A 24,234-nucleotide genomic window follows, 5' to 3' on the forward strand; every position below is an offset into this window, starting at 1 on the left:
TTTAGACTAAATGTCGGTTCAGACTAAAACCAAGCCCTCTCGATTAAATCGAGCTTTGGTCGAAGTCGTTGCCTTGATCGGTTCCAGTTTGAGAATCTGAATCGAAGCTTCCAGAGTCATCCGTGAAGTCAACACCTTGATCTTGACCACCTGAACTTGTCCAGTCGCTGCCTCCAGATTCCATACCTGCCATGTCCGGTTGCTGCTCTTGAGTAGAACCTTGCATGGTGTATTGATCATCGACCTCAACTTCAACAGAACCGCTTGCTCCGTCTATTGAGCTACCCAACTCGTCGTAACCTTGGAATTGGATTTCGCTAGTACCTTCATAACCTTCTGGAAGTTCAACGGATACAGGCTGCTCTAGGTTGCCACTGATTGTGAAGCTACCATCACCGTTATCCAGTGCGTTGCTCACAGTAGCGCCCTCAGGTAAGCCAGACATATCAGCGTAATCAACCGATTCGTTACCACTCACCTCATCTGGAATTGAGATAGAGATGGTATCGCCCGGTGCCGCGGTTACATCTGCTGTGCTGCCTTCAGCTTCAGCATCTTGAGCTTGGTCATCAGCTTGTTGAGCCACTTCCACTTGTTGCTCTTCTGTTGCTTGAGCAGCTTGGACTTGTGGTTCATCACTTTGCACTGATTCATCGGCCACTTGGATACTTACACTGTGGCTTGATACTTCACCGCCATCGTTAACGTCAACATTCATTGCTAAGTTGCCATCGAAGTCTTCGTTTGGCCAGTAGGTCCACTCACCTTCGCCAGATTCAGCAAAGAAGCCTGCATCATTCGCGTCTGCAACATCGACAACTTGTGCAGAATCACTCACGCCTAACTCATCCACCAGCTGTGACTCGGTGATAGTTAGTGAACCATCATCAGCTAAGGCATAACCTTCACTCGCCGCTGCTTCATCACCACCTTGGATATCCACATTGAAGAAGCTTTCGATACGATTTTCGTCATCGGTCGCGATAAACCCAACTTGAACATCGCCGGTGTAGTCTTCAGCAGGTGTGAATTGATAGTTACCTTGGTTATCGCTCTCAATTACGCCCTGACCTTCCATCAAGCTTACTGACTCAATGCTCAAGCTATCGCCTTCTGCATCGCTCAGGTTCGCTAACATGTCTTCATCAGTGAACGACAAGGTTGCATCCGCTGCGATTTCCGTCGTCGTGATGCTGTTAACTTCTGGTGCTGCATTCTCTGGTGAGTCGCCTTCTTTCACGACTACGCCAGTTTGCTCATCATGAAGCACGCCATCTTTATCAACTACGTACGCAATGTCTGCTTCGCCCGTAAAGCCTGGTGCTGGTGTGAACGTCCAAGTGCCATCGCCATTATCGATAATCTCACCCTGGCTTCGGTCTGCTAGATGAACCAGTTTCACTTCATCATCGCTGTCGGCATCCACATTCTCAGCCAATCCGATTAGGTCGTCCGCCGTTAGGATGATGGAATCACCCGCTACGGTTTCGAAATCACCAGAATCGATGCCATCTTCAAACGCTTCCGGCTCATCTCCGTAATCAACCGTTGTTGCGCTTACGGTTACGAAGAACTCACCATGGAAGTCTTCAGGAGGCGTCATTTGAATGTTTGAGATATCCCAGTCGAACAGGTCGATGTACTGACCCGGCTCAGTGATCATCACGGTATTCACACCATCTGTTACCTCGAATCCAACAGGGAAACCTGTCATCACCAAGTTACTTAGTGTTTCGGAATCATCGACTAGGCCAACGTTCAGTCCCAAGTGACCCGTTTCATCTTCGCCGAAGACTAATGGACCATCATGGTCGGTTGAGATAACCGCGCCATCTGCGACAGGACGGACGTACACAGGAACATCGAGAACCGTTTCGAACTCACCGTCACTCACGACAACTTGTAGGTCAGAAACACCCGCAAAGTCGCCTGTTGGGGTGAATGTCCAAGTACCATCACCGTTGTCAGTTACTTCACCACCATCTTCACCGTCTGCGGTAATAATGCGTGAAACAACAAGGTCAGCGGTATCAATGTCACCGAACAAGTTCATCAAGTCGCCAGCATCGAAGGTGAACGCGCCATCTTCGTTTGTGGTCATCATCGCGTTACCGACGTTAAATGGAGCATCGTTAACTGGAATCACATCCACATTCAGCGAGCCATCAACCACTTCTTCGCCGTCAGTCGCTTGATAACCCAGTTCTACCAAGCCATTGAAGTCTTGCGTAGTCACTAAGTGATACATGCCGTCTGGTTGCTGAGTTAAGGTCGCATTCGCTGGAGCTCGGACTGTGATGCTTTCAATGCTGATATCGTCGCCATCAAGGTCTGTTACTTGATCCGCGATGTAAGCTGGGTCAATCACCATGACCACATCTTCTTCGCCTTGCATCTCAATCATTGGTGCTTCAGGTGCATCATTCACTGGCGTGACATCGATGTTGCCGTCGACTGAAATTGTCTCTTGGCCATCGCTAACGTTAAACGTCATTGGCACATCGCCATTGAAGTTTTCGTTTGGCGTAAATGACCAAGTACCATCTTCGTTGTCTAGCAACTCACCCAAGCTAGGGTCGATTTGTAGACCAGAAGCAGACAATTCATCTGCGGTGTTATCGATGTCGGTAGCTTGAGCTAACAACATGTCTTGTGTGATAAGAATGGTGCTGTCTTCGGCTGTAGTTAATTCCACTTCCTCAGATTCAGGTCCATCGTTAACAGCCAGAACTTCGATACCTGCCGTTGTTGTTGAAGTTGCACCGTCATCATCGGTTACGACCACATCCAGGTTAATATCACCGTTAAAGTTCTCACTCGGCGTGAAGGTCACAGACCCATTATCGTTTTGAATCAAGGTGCCGTCAGAGCCTGAGTAAGTCACGCTTTCAAGCGACACTTCGCCATCAACGTCAGAGCTATTAGCAATTAACTGCTCAGGACTGATTGTGATGGTGCCATCTTCGTTCATTTGGTAAGACGTAGAACCCGCTACTGGCGCATCGTTAACATCCGTTACCGTCACACCAATATTCGCATCGACTGTCTCAGTGCCATCAGAGACTGAGAAGTCCAGACTTACTTCGCCATTGAAGTTTTCGTTTGGAGCGAAGGTGTAAGTACCATCACCATTGTCAGTGAACACACCTTCTGCGCCGGTGTAAGACACATCAGCAACTGAAAGCTCATCTCCATCTATATCAGAAGCACCCGCTAGCAGTTGCTCATCCGTGAAGGTTAATGAACCGTCTTCTTCAATGGTGTAAGCCACATCTTCAACAACCGCGACATCATTCACTGGATTCACAGTAAGGTTGGCCGTTGCAACAACCGTTTCAGTACCGTCAGAAAGGTCGAAGCTTAGGTCAATGTCACCGTTGAAATCAGCATCCGGCATGATAGTAAATGAACCATCTTCGTTTGCTGTTACGGTTGCATTGTCACCCGCAGATAGGTTGCTTGCGGTCAGTGCATCACCATCAACATCGGAAGCGTTCGCCAACAACTGTTCTTGAGATAGCGTAATTGAACCATCTTCATCAACTGAGTAAGCCACGTTTCCGGCTACTGGTGCGTCGTTGACGGCAATCACTTCAATACCAGCGGTAGTCTGAGCCGTTGCACCGTCGTCATCAATAACCGTCACATCAAGGTTGATGTCGCCGTTAAAGTTTTCATTTGGAGCGAACGTGACTGAACCATCTTCGTTTTGAACCAAGATACCGTCGGCACCTGAATAGCTCACACTATCAAGTGATACTTCACCGTCTACATCCGAGCTATTAGCAATTAACTGCTCAGGGCTGATTGTGATGGTGCCATCTTCGTTCATTTGGTAAGACGTAGAACCCGCTACTGGCGCATCGTTAACATCCGTTACCGTCACACTAATATTGGCATCGACTGTCTCAGTGCCATCAGTCACTGTGAAGCCAAGATTTACATCGCCATTGAAGTTCTCGTTTGGTGCAAAGGTGTAAGTGCCATCGCCATTGTCGGTAAACACACCCTCTGCGCCAGTGTAAGAAACATCGGCAACTGAAAGCTCATCACCATCAATATCAGAAGCACCCGCTAGCAGTTGCTCGTCTGTAAAGGTAAGTGAACCATCTTCTTCAATAGTGTAAGCGACATCTTCTACAACCGCGATGTCATTCACTGGATTCACAGTAAGGTCGGCCGTTGCCACAACCGTTTCAGTACCATCAGAAAGGTCGAAGCTTAGGTCAATATCGCCATTGAAGTCGGCATCCGGAGTAATGGTAAATGAACCATCATCGTTTGCCGTAACGGTAGCGTTATCACCCGCAGTTAGGTTGGCAGCGGTAAGATCATCGCCGTCCACATCCGATGCTTGAGCAAGCAGTTGCTCTTGGCTTAGCGTGATTGAACCATCTTCATCCACTGAGTAAGCCAAGTCACCTGACACTGGCGCGTCGTTAACCGCGATAACTTCAATACCCGCAGTCGTTAGAGCGGTTGCACCGTCTTCATCTGCAACGGTTACATCTAGGCTGACATTGCCGTTGAAGTTTTCATTTGGTGCGAAGCTGTAAGTACCATCACCATTGTCAGTAAAGATACCGTCTGCGCCTGAGTAGGAAACGTCGCTAACGGATACATCACCTTCAATGTCTGAGCTGTTCGCAAGAAGCTGTGCTTCAGAGATGGTAATCACGTTATCTTCGTCAACGCTGTAGGTCGTTGAACCTGCAACCGGCAAGTCATTAACAGCAATGACGTCGATACCTGCGGTTGTTTCAGCGGTTGCGCCATCTTCATCCATAACAGAGACATCAAGACTGATGTCACCGTTAAAGTTTTCGTTTGGAGCAAAGGTGTAAGTACCATCACCATTATCAGTGAATACACCATCAGTGCCGCTGTAGCTTACATCGCTGACAAACACTTCCCCTTCAACATCCGAGCTATTCGCCAGAAGTTGTGCATCGCTTAGCGTGATACTGCCGTCTTCTTCAACGCTGTAAGTTGTAGAACCTGCTACCGGTACGTCGTTGATTGGAACCACTTGAACATCAATATTCGCCGATACAACATCTGTACCATCACTCACATCGTAAGTTAGGTCGACATTACCATTGAAGTTCTCGTTTGGAGCAAAGGTATAAGTACCGTCGCCGTTATCCGTGAACACACCGTCTGTGCCTTCGTAGTTAACCGACTCGACAGAAAGATCATCGCCGTCAATATCCGTTGCACCAGTCAGTAGCTGTTCATCGGTAAAGGTCAGCGAACCATCTTCATTAATGGTGTAGTCGTGGTCGTAAATTACAGAAAGGTCGTTAACTGCTGTTACGGTCACGTCTAGTTCCGCTGGAGTAACCCCACCGTTGCCATCGTCTACGTTGTAGCTAATCGAGAATTCACCATTGAAGTTCTCTTCCGGTGTAATGGTGTAAGTACCATCACCATTGTCAGTGATAAGAGCGTTCTCAATGGAAACATCTCCAACACTTGGTTCGTTTGCACCCGTATCACCAGAGTCATCACCTTCATCGCCAGTTAGCAATTCAGAGATATCAATGCCGCTTTCATTCGCGAGCGCTTCTTCTGCCGTTGGTAAATCAAACGCATTCTCGCTGCCTACATCTTGGCTTGGAACAATAACGCCATTCACGATATCAAATACATGCCAATGGTCACCTGATGGGTTATCAGATAAATCTGGGCTGAAGGTTTCAACCAATGTATCGCCTACAAACACCTGAACTTGTACATCTTCAACACCATCTACATCCCAACTTCTGCTGGTGTAGTTGTGTACTGAATAGTGCATGTCCGCATCTTGGTAGTTTGGAATGGTAATGGTTTCAGGGCCGCCACCATTTGTGTCATCTACATCTTGTTGAACAACGTTACCTTCACCAAGATCATGGCTCATGTCGCGATAGTAAATATGGTCTAGCTCATTGCCATTTTCTGTATCGTAGAGCCATAGATGGTTGTCCATATCACGTGGGCTTTCACCCCATGTGACCACGATACGCATATCAGTTTCTTCAAGCACTTCCGATATTGCGGTTACGCCACCATTGGTATCTTCACCAGCTGGAACCAGGAAGCTGCTAGTAATAGAGCCTTCTTGTTCAATAGTGACGGTACCTTGGTCAACAACAGGACCGCTCACAGAGTAGTTACCGGATTGATCGGTCACCGCTGTGTAAGAATGACCTGCGTTGTCGGTTAGCGTAACATCCGCACCTGCGATTGGATTACCAGTTTCAGCATCCAACACAGTACCGGTAACGGTCGTTTCATCGCCTTGCTCTCCGATAATTGCGGTCATGTCATCGTCTTCGATGTCAGTCGCGAATTGTAGGAGCTCTTCTTGAGTAATGGTGTATGAACCGTCTTCTTCAATGGTTATCGCCACATCAGCAGAAACAATTGGCGCGTCGTTAACTGGGTCAACGGTTAAGCCTAAGTTAGCGGCAATTGGTGTGTCGCCATCGCTGATGCTGTAGGCAACATCGATGTAGCCATTGAAGTTTTCGCTTGGAGTGATTGAGAACGTACCATCGCCATTGTCGACAATCGTTGCATCGTCGCCCACTAAGGTTAAGTCGGAAGCGACAAGGTCATCGCCCTCAATATCAGCGGCATTCGCAAGTAGTTGCTCCTGCGTGATCGTGATGATGTTGTCTTCATCAACGTTCGCATAAACATCGTCGCTGGTTGGTAGGTCATTGATTGGGTTAACCGTTAGATCGGCGTTCGCCACAATCGATTCTGTACCATCAGAGATGTCAAAGCTTAGGTCGATGTTACCGTTGAAGTCAGCATCTGGTGTCACCGTAAATGTACCATCGCCATTATCAACAACGGTTGCATTATCACCCGCATTTAGGTTACTTGCCGTTAGGTCATCGCCATCCACGTCAGATGCTTGAGATAGCAACTGCTCTTGAGTCAGAGTAATAGAACCATCTTCATCAATGCTGTATGCCAAGTCACCCGATACTGGTGGATCATTGATTGGAAGAACATCAATACTTGCGCTGGTCGCTACGGTTACGCCATCTTCATCAGTGACAACCACATCAAGGCTTACATCACCGTCGAAGTTAGCGTTTGGTGCGAAGCTGAATGTGCCATCGCCATTGTCACTAAAGATGCCGTCAGCGCCTGTGTAGTTAACGCTATCAATCGCCACTTCACCTTCGATATCAGAAGCGTTCGCCAACAGTTGCTCTGAACTGATGGTGATAACTTCGTCTTCGTTGACTGAGTAGCTCGTTGAACCCGCGATTGGTGGATCGTTCACCTCAAGAACCGTTATTCCGGCGGTGGTCGCTTCTGTAGCACCGTCTTCATCGCTCACAACAACATCAAGGCTAACTTCGCCATTGAAGTTCTCGTTTGGCGAGAAGGTATAAGTGCCGTTACCGTTGTCTTCAAATACACCATCGGCACCGCTGTAAGCCACGCTATCAATCGCCACTTCACCTTCAATATCTGAAGAGTTTGCTAACAATTGTTCGTTACTGATCGTGATGGAGTTGTCTTCATGAACTGTGTAAGACGTGCTGCCTGCAACAGGTGGATCGTTCTCTGGCGTCACGCTGACATCAATGTTGGCTTGAACCGTATCTGTGCCATCTGACACATCAAAACTGAAGTTCACATCACCATTGAAGTTTTCGTTTGGCGCAAAGCTGTAGCTTCCGTCACCATTATCAGTAAGAACACCGTCGGCACCTGTGTAAGTAACGCCTTCAACCGATAGGTCATCTCCATCAATGTCAGTCGCACCTGTTAGTAAGTCTTCATCAGTGAAGTTCAAGACACCGTCTTCACCAATACTGAACGTTTGATCTTGTGGTTGTGGAAGGTCATTCACTGGATTAACAATTAGGTCAGCCGTAGCAACAAGCGTATCTGTACCGTCGCTAATGTCGAACGTTAGGTCAATGTCGCCATTGAAGTTCGCATCTGGCGTAATGGTAAAGCTGCCGTCATCGTTTGCAGTGACAGTCGCATCACCACCAACGGTCAGGTTAGCTGCTGTTAAGTCATCTCCATCAACATCGCTCGCTTGAGCAAGTAATTGCTCTTGGCTGATGGTAATCGAACCATCTTCGTCCACGCTGTAAGCCAAGTCACCCGATACTGGAGCATCGTTAACAGGCAGAACATCAATGCTTGCGTTGGTCGCTACGGTTGCGCCATCTTCATCAGTAACGACAACATCAAGGCTGACATCGCCATCGAAGTTAGCGTTTGGTGCGAAGCTGAATGTGCCGTCACCATTATCGGTAAAGATACCGTCTGAGCCGGTGTAGTTAACGCTATCAATCGCCACTTCACCTTCGATATCTGAAGCGTTCGCCAACAGTTGCTCTGAACTGATGGTGATAACTTCATCTTCGTTGACTGAGTAGCTCGTTGAACCCGCGATTGGTGGATCGTTCACCTCAAGAACCGTTATTCCGGCGGTGGTCGCTCCTGTAGCACCGTCCTCATCGGTCACAACCACATCGAGGCTAACTTCGCCATTGAAGTTCTCGTTTGGAGAGAAGGTGTATGTGCCGTTACCGTTGATTTCGAGAACACCGTCACTACCACTGTAGGTCACGCTATCAATCGCGACTTCCCCTTCAATATCTGAAGAGTTTGCGAGCAATTGTTCGTTACTGATGGTGATGGAGTTGTCTTCATGAACTGTGTAAGACGTGCTACCTGCAACCGGAGGATCGTTCTCTGGTGTTACGCTCACATCAATGTTGGCTTGAACCGTATCGGTGCCATCTGACACATCAAAGCTGAAGTTCACATCACCATTGAAGTTCTCGTTTGGCGCAAAGCTATATGTGCCATCGCCATTATCGGTTAGGACACCGTCGGCACCTGTGTAAGTAACGCCTTCAACCGATAGGTCATCCCCATCAATGTCAGTCGCACCTGTCAGTAAGTCTTCATCAGTGAAGTTCAAGACGCCGTCTTCGCCAATGCTGAACGTTTGATCTTGTGGTTGTGGAAGGTCATTAACTGGATTAACGGTTAGGTCGGCTGTCGCAACAAGCGTATCTGTACCGTCACTAATGTCGAACGTTAGGTCAATGTCGCCATTGAAGTTCGCATCTGGTGTAATGGTAAAGCTGCCGTCATCGTTAGCAACAACCGTCGCGTCTCCATCAACAATCAAGTTAGAAGCAGTAAGGTCGTCTCCTTCAACATCACTTGCTTGAGCCAGAAGCTGCTCTTGGCTGATGGTAATCGAACTATCTTCATCAACGCTGTACGCTAGGTCTCCGGATACTGGTACATCGTTGATTGGTAATACATCAACCGTAATAAAAGTATCAACTTGCGCACCGTCTTCATCTTGAATGGTCACATCCAACTGCACTTGGCCGTTGAAGTTTTCATTCGGTGCAAAGCTACATGTGCCATCACCATTGATTGAGAAGATTCCGTCAGGGCCGTCGTAGTTGATCTCAACGAGTTGTACGTCACCTTCAATATCAGAGGCATTCAGCAGAACTTGAGACTCATTAAAGGTCAGTACCGAGTCTTCATCGATAGTGTATGACGTTGGGCCAGCAACTGGCGGATCGTTCACTTCTAGGACCGTAATGCCTGCAGTGGTCGATACGGCTGCATCATCTTCATCCACAACAACCACATCGAGGCTAACTTCGCCATTGAAGTTCTCGTTTGGAGAGAAGGTGTATGTGCCGTTACCGTTGATTTCGAGAACACCGTCACTACCACTGTAGGTCACGCTATCAATCGCGACTTCCCCTTCAATATCTGAAGAGTTTGCGAGCAATTGTTCGTTACTGATGGTGATGGAGTTGTCTTCATGAACTGTGTAAGACGTGCTACCTGCAACCGGAGGATCGTTCTCTGGTGTTACGCTCACATCAATGTTGGCTTGAACCGTATCGGTGCCATCTGACACATCAAAGCTGAAGTTCACATCACCATTGAAGTTTTCGTTTGGCGCAAAGCTGTAGCTTCCGTCACCATTATCAGTAAGAACACCGTCTGTACCTGTATAAGTCACACCTTCGACGCTTAGCTCGTCCCCTTCAATGTCCGTAGCACCTGTTAATAGGTCTTGGTCATTGAAGGTTAACACGCCATCTTCGCCGACTGTGAATGCCTGGTCTTGTGCTTCTGGACCATCGTTCACTGGTGAAACTGTTAACTCAAGGTTGGTAGAGACAACATCATCACCATCAGACACATCAAACGTAAAGTTAACATCGCCATTGAAGTCAGCATCTGGCGTTAATGTGTACGTACCATCACCATTATCTGTGATAGTTACGCTCTCATCATCGGTTGCTAAATTCAGAGCGGTCAGCTGGTCGCCATCTAAATCGCGAGCATTAGCTAACAAGTCTTCTTGCGTAATGGTGATAGAACCATCTTCTTCTACTGTTGCTGCAACAGGCTGTGCTTCAGGTGCATGCTCGATGTGTGCGCCTGTCGCGTTAATGTAGATGGTTTGAGAGACCGTTTCAGAATCATCATTCGATAGCTCTGTTGCGGTTGCGGTTACATGAACTTCAAGCTGCTCGTTGAAGTCTTCTGGTAACTGGATTTGTAGCGCATTTTCGATTGCCGTTGTTGGTAAGTTCACCGTACCATCAGGGCCAACCGTCACTTCACCGCTGTAGATTTGGCTGTTCACTTCACCCACATCGATTGTGAAGTTGAAGTCCGTGTAGTCAGCGTCACCACCGCCATACAAATCTTCAAAGCCGTAAACCAGCTCGCCGTCTTCATTAACCGTCGTACGAGTATGTTCGATACCATCTTGGTTTAGCTGAGAGCTTGAACCACCATGGAAGATCGCGTCACCGTTCTGCCCTTGCACTACGGTTTCGGTTCCATCTGCAGCAACAAAGACAAGTTGAGGATCAACCGTGTCCATGTTCGCTGGTGAACCATCCTCAGCACGGAACTCATACTGACCGTCTTGCATCGCATCAAAGTCGTTGTGTTGATGTCCGTTTGGAATCAAGAACAGGTTGAAACTTTCACCTTCTTCAACTTGGAAGCTAAACTGATCTTGCCCAGGAACAAGGTCACCGCCGCCATCAACTTGTGATGCGTTTTCATAAACGACTTCAACACCCGTGATGTTACCGTCTTCGTCAACTTTGTAGTAACCCGCGGTGTTTTGGTAACCTGCAGTTTCACCTTCAAACGTTACCGTGATTTCAGTATCGTTGTAACTGGTGATACCGTTATCTTGGTCATTCAGAACGCCTTCGTTATCGTATTGAATAACCGAACCTTCTGGAACACCATCTACAGTTACCGTCAGTGTTTCTGATAGATCTTGGTCGACAAGCGCCGCTGCAATGTTCAGTTCAACAATGCCGCCAGGCTCAACCAAAATAGCTTCATCATCAACGTTAACGCCGTCGCCATCGGTAATCACAAGATCTGGCGCATCCGCGACCGCTTCAATATGAACGTTTAGGTCTTGATCTACCTCGTCAGTTCCGTCGGTAACCGTAAAGCTGAACTGTAGGTCACCACTAAAGTGCTCTTCAGGAACAAAGCTGAACGTGCCATCGCCGTTATCGGTGACTGTGCCTTCATCGCCAGAATAATTGATACTGGTAACGCTTAAGTCATCACCATCAATATCAATCGCACCACTCAACAGATCTTCTTGAGTGAACAGGATGCTGCCATCCTCTTCAATGTGATACATGCCTGGAGCAACAATTGGAATGTCATTCACCGGATTAACGGTCAATGTCATGTCATTAGGTGTGCTTAGCTCTCCGTCACTTACCTCATAAGTAAATGCAATATCACCGTTGAAGTTTTCAGAAGGTGTTACTGTGTAAGTACCATCACCATTGTCTACAATGCTGGCATTTGGATCGTTGGTTTCGAGCGAAGTAGCAAACAACTCATCGCCATCTTGATCACTCGCGTTTTCTAATAGCATTTCTTGTGTAACGAGGATTGATCCATCTTCGTCGACATCCGCAACCATCGGAGTCGCTTCTGGTGCATCGTTGACGAACTCAACTTTGAGGTCGATGTTTGCAGCCACCACGTCGGTGCCGTCACTCACATCAAACGTTAAGTCTACATTGCCGAAGAAGCCCTGCTCTGGCGTTAATGTGTATGTTCCATCGCCATTATCTGTTACTTCTACCGTGTCGCTTGCACTCGTCACATTCACAACTGACAGGTCATCGCCTTCAACATCTGTCGCTTGTGCTAATAATTCAGCTTCGGTAATAGTAATCGCTTGACCATCTTCCGTAGTGAAAGACATGTCTGGAACGTCTGGCGCGTCATTGACTGGATTTACGGTTAGATTGAGGTCAGCTGCAACCGTTTCGATAGCGTCAGTGACATCGTAAGTAAATTCAATCTCACCAAAGAAATCTTCACTTGGTGTAATCGTGAAGCTACCATCTGGGTTTTCTACAACAACCGCATTTGGATCGTTGGTCGCAAAGTTAACCGCTTCAAGGTTATCACCATCGACATCGGTTGCATTCGCTAACAGATCCTCTTGAGTGATAGTGATTGAACCGTCTTCATCAACAGCGGCTTCAATTGGACCACTCACCTCTGGGCCTTCATTGACAATTTCAACGTCAACTCTTGCTGTGCTTGGTGCGCTTGCTTGGCCATCACTGATATCGAAAGTCAGATTCACTTCACCGTAGAAGTCCTCTGCAGGTTCGAAGGTAAAGGTATTATCACCGTTATCCGTTAACGTACCTTGCGTTTGGTCTGCAAGTAATAGGTTTTCGACATGAAGAATGTCGCCATCAACATCGGTAGCACCAGACAATAGGTCTTTCGCTTCGATGATCATGGAGCCGTTTTCAAGCATTTGGGTGTGCAATGGTTCACCCGGAACCGGCACATCATTGACTGGTACAACCGTTAGGTCTAGGTGCGTTGCAACTTCATCAGTTCCATCAAACACCTTGTAGTCGATGTCGATTTCACCATTGAAGTTTTCATTCGGCATGAAGGTAAACGTACCATCGCCGTTGTCGACCAAGTCACCGTTATCACCACCGTAAGTGATGTCAGAAATAGACAGCGTATCGCCTTCCACATCTGTGGTGTTCGCTAGCAAGTCATCTGCACTGAACGTGATACCTTCATCTTCATCTGTCGATAGAACAGTCGGGCCAGAAACGATTGGCGCATCATTTACTGATTCGAAGTTGATGTTGATGATGTTGCTGTCTGTTAGCTCACCATCGGTAACTTGGTAGCCGAGTTCAATTTCACCATGGAAGTTTTCGTCCGGCGTTACCGTCCAAGTACCATCACCATTATCGATGAGTGTTGCATGCTCTGAGTTTTCACCCACCAGCTCTAGATTTTCAATATCAAGGTCGTCACCATCAATATCAGATGCTTGCGCCAGTAGTTGCTCTTCAGTAATCACAACCGAAGCAAATTGAGCAGAACCTTCAGTATCGACAGTGATATTAGGAAGATCAGCCGTTAACTCAATTTCGTTGTCACCCGCATGGATGTTCAACTCAACCGTTTCGGTGATTTCTGAACCGTCTACACCAATCGATGTAAACACCGCTTCATCATGAAAAGTTTGTGACACTGTCATGTTTTGAACGACGTAAGTACCATTACCTTGCACGGTACCAAGTTCAAAGTAAGACACCGGTTGATCAACCGTTAGCGTGTAATCTGTCTCGAAAGTACCACGGTCTTCTTTGTGGTAAGTCATCGAGTCAATTAGGTCGCCATCCTCATTGAATGCTTTGATTTCTACTTCTGTAAAGTGACGTGAATCTTCCATAAACCAACCACCTAAACCATCTAGGTGGAAACTGATTTCATTGATGTCTTGACCTTCAACTGAAACTGTCAGTTTTTCATCACCACTCAACCCTTGGCGGTCTGTATCACCGAGGCCATGACCAATGTGAGTGTTGCCATTCCAAGCGCCAAGCGGATCATCGTTGCTTTGAACCGTTACCGTTAAGTCGCCATCCGAGAACTCACGCGTGTATGGGTCTACTTCTGTGCCCCAATCGTCTACGCTCGCATTATCGTCAAAGGTACCAATTTGCGTGGTATGTGTTCCTTCAGCCAGAGCATCCTCACTTGGAACAAAGCGTACTTCTGTATCAGCAGGTACTTCTTGTCCTACTTCCAGTACCACCCATTCGTCATTGACATTCGCTTCAATAATGCCGTTTTCTGGCGCTTGATCCAGGCGTAGTGCCGGCTCTTCACGCAGAGTCACACCAACTGTTTGGTCTTCTTGCGCTTGGATGAAGATTTCATCGCCCGCTTCCGGCGCATCATTGACTGGATTAACCGTTAGATCGAGCGTGGTCAGAACTTCATTCTCACCATCACTGATGCTGTACGTGAAGTCCAACTCACCATTGAAGTTTTCTGTGTGCGTAATAGTGAATGAACCGTCGTCATTCGCAACAATTGTCGCGTCTGGATCGTTGGTTTGCAGGTTAGTTGCCGTTAACTCATCACCTTCAACGTCAGTTGCGTTTGCAAGTAACTGCTCTTGAGTAATGGTGATTGAATTATCTTCGTCGACCTCTGCCTGAATGCCCGAAGTTTCAGGTCCATCATTCACAGCAATAACATCGATACCAGCGGTTGTTGTTGCGGTTGCACCGTCTTCGTCAACGACGACAACGTCTAGTGAGATGTCTCCGTCAAAGTTTTCATTTGGCGTGAAGGTGTAGGTGCCATTACCGTTATCAACGAACGAACCGTCGTCACCAGCGTAAGTAACGCTCGATAGAGCAACATCACCCTCTACATCGGAAGAGTTCGCTAATAACTGTTCATCACTGATCGTGATCTGGCCATCTTCTTGAACTGTGTACGATGTTGAACCCGCTACTGGTGGATCATTCTCAGGCGTTACGCTGACATCAATAACAGCAGCCGTTGAGCCAGTGCCATCAGAAACATCGAATGAGAATTGAACATCGCCATTGAAGTTCTCGTTTGGTGCAAAGCTGTATGTGCCGTCGCCATTATCGCTAAGAACACCATCTGCACCTGTGTAGAGCACGTTTTCAATCGACAGTTCATCACCATCAATATCCGACGCACCTGCAAGCAGATCATCATCCGTGAAGAGTAACGTACCGTCTTCTTCAATCGTGAACTGTTGATCTTGCGCTTGTGGCAAGTCATTCAGTGGATTAACTGTGATATCTAGACCAACTTGAACCTCACCACCATCGTTATCGATGATATCGAAGTTCAGGTCTAGGTCACCGTTGTAGTCTGCGTCTGGTGTAATGGTGTAGCTACCATCGTCGTTTTGTTCGATGGTCGCGTTTTCATCCGTAGAAAGGTTAATAGCTTCTAGGTTCTCGCTATCAATATCCCCTGCTCGTGCTAATAGTTGATCTTGGCTTAGCGTAATAGAACTGTCTTCGTTGATGGTGTAAGCCAAATCGCCCGATACTGGTGGATCGTTAATTGGCAGTACATCGACATTAATCTGTGTTTCTACCGTCGCACCGTCTTCATCTTGGATGATCACACCCAGTTGAACCTGACCATTGAAGTTTTCATTGGGTGCAAAGCTGCATGTACCATCACCATTTACAGTGAAGATACCGTCTGAACCATCGTAGTTAATGCCGACTAACTCTACATCGCCTTCTACATCCGAAGCATTCACAAGAATCTGAGATTCGCTGAATGTCAGTACCGAATCTTCGTCAATGATGTATGACGCTGGGCCCGCAACCGGTGGATCATTCACCTCTAGAACGGTAATGCCCGCAGTGGTTTCATCAATCGAACCGTCTTCATCGGCAACAATCAAATCAAGGCTGATATCGCCACTGAAGTTTTCATTAGGAAGGAAGGTGTAACTGCCGTCACCATTATCTTGGAACACACCATCGGTGCCACTGTAGGTCACGCTATCAACCGATACCGCACCTTCAACGTCAGAAGAGTTTGCCAACAATTGCTCATCAGAAATGGTGATCGCATTGTCTTCATTGACCATGTACGAGGTAGAGCCCGCAACGGGTGGATCGTTCTCAGGTGTCACGCTCACATCAATATTTGCACTGACCGTTTCTGTGCCATCAGACACATCGAAACTGAAGTTGACATCACCATTGAAGTTTTCGTTTGGTGCGAAGGTATAAGTACCATCACCATGGTCTGTTAATACACCGTCACCGCCTGTGTAGCTAACGCCTTCAACAGTTAGGTCATCGCCATCAATATCGGTGGCACCGGTAAGTAGATCGGCATCTGTAAATTGCAGCGTACCGTCTTCTTCAATGCTGAATTGTTGATCTTGAGGAACCGGCAAGTCATTAACTGGATTAACCGTAAGATCGGCGGTTGCTTGAACCGTGTCAGTACCATCCGTGATGTTGAATTGGATATCAACATCACCATTGAAGTTCGCATCTGGAACAATGGTGAAGCTACCATCATCATTAGCGGTTACCGTTGCGTTTCCATCAACCGTTAGGTCGCTCGCGGTTAGGTCATCGCCTTCCACATCTGATGCTTGAGAAAGCAGCTGCTCTTGGCTTAGACGAATTGAACCATCTTCGTCGATTGAGTACGCTAGGTCGCCAGACACTGGCGCATCATCAACCGCTGTTACGCTTACATCGATGTTTGCTGACACCGTATCGGTACCATCTGAAACATCGAAGCCGAAGTTTACATCGCCATTGAAGTTTTCATTCGGAGCAAAGGTGTAAGTACCATTACCGTTATCAGTAAGAATACCGTCGCCGCCATCGTAGGTCACACCTTCAACAGTCAGGTTATCACCTTCAATGTCTGTCGCGCCTGTTAATAGGTCTGCATCAGTGAAAATGAGCGTGCCGTCTTCTTCAACGCTGAACTGTTGGTCTTGTGGTACTGGTAAGTCGTTTACTGGGTTAACGGTTAGGTCTGCTGAAGCTTGAACTGTATTGGTACCATCAGAAATATCGAAGCTGATATCGATGTCGCCATTGAAGTTCTCATCTGGCGTGATGGTAAAACTGCCGTCATCGTTAGCAACGACGGTTGCATCACCACCAACCGTTAGGCCGCTTGCCGTCAGGTCATCGCCTTCTACGTCAGATGCTTGAGAAAGCAGCTGTTCTTGGCTCAAACGAATCGAGCCGTCTTCGTCAATTGAGTAAGCTAGGTCACCTGATACTGGCGCATCATCAACCGCCGTAACACTCACATCAATATTCGCAGAGACCGTATCGGTGCCATCTGACACATCAAAGCCGAAGTTTACGTCACCATTGAAGTTCTCATTTGGTGCGAAGGTGTACGTGCCATTACCGTTGTCGGTCAGGATACCGTCGCCACCATCGTAGGTCACACCTTCAACAGTAAGGTTGTCACCTTCAATATCGGTTGCGCCTGTTAATAGGTCTGCGTCCGTAAAGATTAACGTGCCGTCTTCTTCAACAGAGAACTGTTGATCTTGAAGAACTGGTAAGTCATTTACTGGATTAACGGTTAGGTCAGCAGAAGCTTGAACGGTATTGGTGCCATCGGAGATATCAAAGCTGATATCGATGTCGCCATTGAAGTTTTCATCTGGCGTAATGATGAAGCTGCCGTCCTCGTTTTGAGTAACGGTCGCATCGCCGCCAACTGTTAGGCCGCTGGCTGTTAGGTCATCACCTTCCACATCGGATGCTTGAGACAGCAGTTGCTCTTGGCTCAAACGGATAGAACCGTCTTCGTCTACTGAGTAAGCAAGGTCGCCTGATACAGGTGCATCATCAACCGCTGTTACGCTCACGTCGATGTTTGCTGATACGGTGTCGGTGCCATCTGACACATCGAAGCCGAAGTTTACGTCGCCATTGAAGTTTTCATTTGGTGCGAAGGTGTAAGTACCATTACCGTTGTCGGTCAGGATACCGTCGCCACCATCGTAGGTTACACCTTCAACAGTAAGGTTGTCGCCTTCAATATCGGTGGCGCCTGTTAATAGGTCAGCGTCCGTAAAGATTAACGTGCCGTCTTCTTCAACAGAGAACTGTTGATCTTGAGGAACTGGTAAGTCATTTACTGGATTAACCGTTAGGTCTGCAGAAGCTTGAACCGTGTTAGTACCATCAGAGATATCAAAACTGATATCGATGTCACCGTTGAAGTTCTCATCTGGCGTGATCGTGAAACTACCATCATCGTTAGCTACGACTGTTGCATCACCGCCAACCGTGAGGCCGCTAGCCGTAAGGTCATCGCCTTCCACATCGGATGCTTGCGATAGAAGTTGCTCTTGGCTTAAACGAATCGAACCGTCTTCATCAATTGAGTACGCTAGGTCACCTGATACCGGAGCATCATCAACCGCAGTAACACTCACATCGATGTTTGCAGATACCGTATCGGTGCCATCTGACACATCGAAGCCAAAGTTTACGTCGCCATTGAAGTTCTCGTTTGGCGCAAAGGTGTACGTGCCATTACCGTTGTCGGTCAGGATACCGTCGCCACCATCGTAGGTCACACCTTCAACAGTAAGGTTATCGCCTTCAATATCGGTTGCGCCTGTTAATAGGTCTGCATCCGTAAAGATTAATGTGCCATCTTCTTCCACGCTGAACTGTTGATCTTGAGGCACTGGTAAATCGTTAACTGGATTAACCGTTAGGTCTGCGGAAGCTTGAACGGTATTGGTGCCATCGGAGATATCAAAGCTGATATCGATGTCGCCATTGAAGTTTTCATCTGGCGTAATGGTGAAGCTGCCGTCCTCGTTTTGAGTAACGGTCGCATCGCCGCCAACTGTTAGGCCGCTGGCTGTTAGGTCATCACCTTCCACATCGGATGCTTGAGACAGCAGTTGCTCTTGGCTCAAACGGATAGAACCGTCTTCGTCTACTGAGTAAGCAAGGTCGCCTGATACAGGTGCATCATCAACTGCAGTTACGCTCACATCAATATTCGCAGATACAGTATCGGTACCATCTGACACATCAAAACCGAAGTTTACGTCGCCATTGAAGTTTTCATTTGGTGCGAAGGTGTAAGTACCATTACCGTTGTCGGTCAGGATACCGTCGCCACCATCGTAGGTCACACCTTCAACAGTAAGGTTGTCGCCTTCAATATCGGTGGCGCCTGTTAATAGGTCAGCGTCCGTAAAGATTAACGTGCCGTCTTCTTCAACAGAGAACTGTTGATCTTGAGCAACTGGTAGGTCATTTACTGGATTAACCGTAAGGTCTGCAGAAGCTTGAACCGTGTTAGTACCATCAGAGATATCAAAGCTGATATCGATGTCGCCATTGAAGTTCTCATCTGGCGTAATCGTGAAGCTGCCGTCATCGTTAGCTACGACTGTTGCATCACCGCCAACCGTGAGGCCGCTAGCCGTAAGGTCATCGCCTTCCACATCGGATGCTTGCGATAGAAGTTGCTCTTGGCTTAAACGAATCGAACCGTCTTCATCAATTGAGTACGCTAGGTCACCTGATACCGGAGCATCATCAACCGCAGTAACACTCACATCGATGTTTGCAGATACGGTATCGGTACCATCAGACACATCGAAGCTGAAGTTTACATCTCCATTGAAGTTTTCATTTGGCGCGAAGCTGTATGAACCGTCACCATGGTCTGTCAGTACCCCATCAGTCCCTTCATAGCTGATGCCTTCAACCGTTAAGTCATCACCTTCAATATCAGTTGCACCGGTTAGCAGATCTGCATCAGTAAATTGTAGAGTTCCGTCTTCTTCAACACTGAACTGTTGATCTTGAGGTACTGGCAAGTCATTGATTGGATTAACCGTTAAGTCGGCAGACGCTTGAACCGTGTTGGTGCCATCTGAGATATCAAAGCTGATATCGATGTCACCATTGAAGTTCACATCTGGCGTAATGGTGAAACTACCATCATCGTTTTGAGTTACCGTCGCATCACCATCAACCGTTAGGCTACTTGCGGTTAGGTCATCGCCTTCAACATCGGATGCTTGCGATAGCAGTTGCTCTTGGCTTAAGCGAATCGAACCGTCTTCATCAACTGAGTAAGCTAAATCGCCAGATACAGGCGCATCATCAACGGCAGTTACGCTGACATCGATGTTTGCAGATACTGTGTCAGTCCCGTCAGACACATCGAAGCTGAAGTTTACATCGCCGTTGAAGTTCTCATTTGGAGCAAAGGTGTATGTACCATTACCGTTGTCGGTCAGGATACCGTCGCCACCATCGTAGGTCACACTTTCAACCGTTAGGTTGTCACCTTCAATGTCCGTGGCACCTGTTAACAGGTCGGCATCAGTAAAGATTAACGTGCCATCTTCTTCCACGCTGAACTGTTGATCTTGAGGGACTGGCAGGTCGTTAACTGGGTTAACCGTTAGGTCTGCTGAAGCTTGAACGGTATTGGTGCCATCTGAGATATCAAAGCTGATATCGATGTCGCCATTGAAGTTCTCATCTGGCGTGATGGTAAAGCTGCCATCGTCGTTAGCTACAACCGTAGCATCACCACCAACCGTTAGGTCGCTAGCCGTAAGGTCATCGCCTTCCACATCAGATGCTTGTGATAAAAGCTGCTCTTGGCTTAGACGAATCGAACCGTCTTCGTCGATTGAGTACGCTAGGTCACCCGATACAGGTGCATCATCAACCGCTGTAACGCTCACATCAATGTTCGCTGACACCGTATCGGTACCATCTGACACACCAAAGCCGAAGTTTACGTCACCATTGAAGTTCTCATTTGGAGCAAAGGTGTATGTACCATTACTGTTGTCGGTCAGGATACCGTCGCCACCATCGTAGGTCACACTTTCAACCGTAAGGTTGTCACCTTCGATGTCCGTGGCACCTGTTAACAGGTCTGCATCGGTAAAGATTAACGTGCCGTCTTCTTCAACACTGAACTGTTGATCTTGAGGGACTGGTAAATCATTTACTGGGTTAACCGTAAGGTCAGCCGATGCTTGAACGGTATTAGTGCCATCTGAGATATCAAAGCTGATATCGATGTCGCCATTGAAGTTCTCATCTGGCGTGATGGTGAAACTGCCGTCATCGTTTTGAGTAACTGTTGCATCACCGCCGACTGTTAAGTCGCTTGCTGTTAGATCATCGCCCTCCACATCAGAGGCTTGAGAAAGCAACTGCTCTTGGCTTAGGCGAATCGAGCCGTCTTCATCGATTGAGTACGCTAAGTCGCCTGATACAGGCGCATCATCAACGGCAGTTACGCTTACGTCGATGTTTGCAGACACCGTATCGGTACCGTCAGAGACATCGAAGCCGAAGTTTACGTCGCCATTGAAGTTCTCATTTGGAGCGAAAGTATACGTGCCGTTACCGTTATCAGTAAGGATACCGTCACCGCCATCGTAGGTCACACCTTCAACCGTTAGGTTATCACCTTCAATGTCGGTAGCGCCTGCTAATAGGTCGGCATCGGTGAAGATTAACGTACCATCTTCTTCAACGCTGAACTGTTGATCTTGAGGTACTGGTAAATCATTTACTGGGTTAACCGTAAGGTCAGCCGATGCTTGAACGGTATTAGTGCCATCTGAGATATCAAAGCTGATATCGATGTCGCCATTGAAGTTCTCATCTGGCGTGATGGTAAAGCTGCCATCGTCGTTAGCAACAACCGTTGCATCACCGCCAACCGTTAGGTCGCTAGCCGTAAGGTCATCGCCTTCCACATCAGATGCTTGTGATAAAAGCTGCTCTTGGCTTAGACGAATCGAACCGTCTTCATCGATTGAGTATGCTAGGTCACCCGATACAGGTGCATCATCAACCGCTGTAACGCTCACATCAATGTTCGCTGACACCGTATCGGTGCCATCTGATACATCGAAGCCGAAGTTTACGTCACCATTGAAGTTCTCGTTTGGCGCAAAGGTGTACGTACCATTACCGTTATCAGTTAGAATACCGTCGCCGCCATCGTAGGTCACACCTTCAACCGTTAGGTTGTCACCTTCAATGTCCGTGGCACCTGTTAACAGGTCGGCATCAGTAAAGATTAACGTGCCATCTTCTTCCACGCTGAACTGTTGATCTTGAGGGACTGGCAGGTCGTTAACTGGGTTAACCGTTAGGTCTGCTGAAGCTTGAACGGTATTGGTGCCATCTGAGATATCAAAGCTGATATCGATGTCGCCATTGAAGTTCTCATCTGGTGTGATGGTAAAGCTGCCATCATCGTTAGCTACAACCGTCGCATCACCGCCGACCGTTAAGCCGCTAGCTGTCAGGTCATCGCCTTCCACGTCAGAAGCTTGTGATAAAAGCTGCTCTTGGCTTAGACGAATCGAACCGTCTTCGTCAATTGAGTACGCTAGGTCGCCCGATACAGGCGCATCATCAACCGCTGTAACACTCACATCAATGTTCGCTGACACCGTATCGGTGCCGTCAGATACATCGAAGCCGAAGTTTACGTCGCCATTGAAGTTCTCGTTTGGCGCAAAGGTGTACGTACCATTACCGTTATCAGTAAGAATACCGTCGCCGCCATCGTAGGTCACACCTTCAACTGTTAAGTTGTCGCCTTCAATGTCCGTGGCACCTGTTAACAGGTCGGCATCAGTGAAGATTAACGTGCCGTCTTCTTCCACGCTGAACTGTTGATCTTGAGGGACAGGTAAATCATTTACTGGGTTAACAGTAAGGTCAGCAGAAGCTTGAACGGTGTTAGTACCATCTGAGATATCAAAACTGATATCGATGTCGCCATTGAAGTTCTCATCTGGCGTGATGGTGAAGCTGCCGTCATCGTTGGCTACAACCGTTGCATCACCGCCAACCGTTAGGCCGCTAGCTGTCAGGTCATCGCCTTCCACGTCAGAAGCTTGTGATAAAAGCTGCTCTTGGCTTAGACGAATCGAACCGTCTTCATCGATTGAGTATGCTAGGTCACCCGATACTGGCGCATCATCAACTGCAGTTACGCTTACGTCGATGTTCGCTGATACCGTATCGGTTCCGTCTGATACATCAAAACCGAAGTTTACGTCACCATTGAAGTTCTCGTTTGGCGCAAAGGTGTACGTACCATTACCGTTGTCGGTAAGAATACCGTCACCGCCATCGTAGGTCACACCTTCAACCGTTAGGTTGTCACCTTCAATGTCGGTAGCGCCTGTTAGCAGGTCTGCATCGGTGAAGATAAGTGTGCCATCTTCCTCAATTTCAAACGTTTTATCTTCAGGAACAGGCGCGTCATTAATCGGACGTACCGTTAAATCAATTGCGCTACTAATCGTTTCTTGGCCGTCACTGATGTCGAAAGTAAGGTCAAGTTCACCATTAAAGTCAGCTGAAGGAACAACGGTGAAAGTACCATCACCATTGTCTTGAACTGTTGCATCAGCACCAACTTGAACGTTAGAAGCAACAAGCTCGTCCCCATCTACATCACTTGCGTATTCGAGTAATTGTTCTTGAGTGAATGTTATGGAGCCATCTTCATCCATGATGTAAGCCAGATCTTGTTCAGCTTCTGGTGCATCATTTTCACTTTCGACTTTGATTTTAAACGTTTCGCTTACCGTTTCAGAATCAAAGTCATCTTCTACTTCGCTGATGGTCTCTTCGTCAGAAGCTTGAACATCAACTGCAAATGTCTCTTCTACTGTTTGCGAATCGAGCTCATCACCAACTTGTTGGTCACCCGATTCTGAAGATGTCGCACTAGGCGCTGCTGATGTACGCGCAGCTTGGCCTTGTTCTTCATTACCTTCTGCGTCTGCGCCACCTGTCGCAGCCTCTACGTTATCACCACCTACAGCTTGTGCGCCCGCTCCAGCTCCGCCACCACTGCCAGCAGCGTTATCCGAGCCAGCTTCAGAAGCGGCTCCACCAACTACATTGGATTGTGCAGCGTCTGAATCTCCATCACTTTCTGGCGTCTCTTCTTGCACAGCCGCACCAGAAGCCGATGCATCTTCCGCATTACCTGCGCCACTTGGATTGTCTTCCAACGCTTGGTTAACTTCGTCTGCTGCATCCGTATTTTCAGCACCCGTCGCTACCGTCGACGCAATCGTATTTTGTTGATTTTGTTGATTCTGCTGTTGGGAGGGCGTACCCGCGTCGTTCGTATCCGTTTGTTCTACCGCGTCATTTAGATCTTCGTTTTGGTTATTTTGGTTATTTTCGCCTGCCATTACAGCCTCCGTTGCTACTAGCTAACTGATCGTATTTAGAAGCATTAAAGGACATCATTTTGAAAAACCAATTTTTTATACAACATTTTTCATAA

General features: G+C 47.6%; 1 protein-coding gene and 2 pseudogenes. All 3 read right to left on the bottom strand.

Annotated features, from left to right (window positions below; genetic code table 11):
* Positions 1 to 43: 43 nt before the first annotated feature.
* Positions 44 to 18,601, bottom strand: a complete 18,558-nt coding sequence (locus tag AC3CHU_RS23825; RefSeq protein ID WP_488526335.1) for a tandem-95 repeat protein — start codon at positions 18,599 to 18,601, stop codon at positions 44 to 46.
* A 42-nt stretch (positions 18,602 to 18,643) separates the two neighbouring features.
* A pseudogene (locus AC3CHU_RS23830) lies at positions 18,644 to 22,108 on the bottom strand (cadherin-like domain-containing protein); the annotation flags it as partial.
* Positions 22,082 to 24,139: pseudogene (locus AC3CHU_RS23835) on the bottom strand (tandem-95 repeat protein); the annotation flags it as partial. The pseudogenes AC3CHU_RS23835 and AC3CHU_RS23830, both read right to left, overlap by 27 nt.
* Between the last annotated feature and the right edge of the window lie 95 nt (positions 24,140 to 24,234).

This window comes from Vibrio sp. QJM3NY_39 (genome assembly GCF_057785895.1).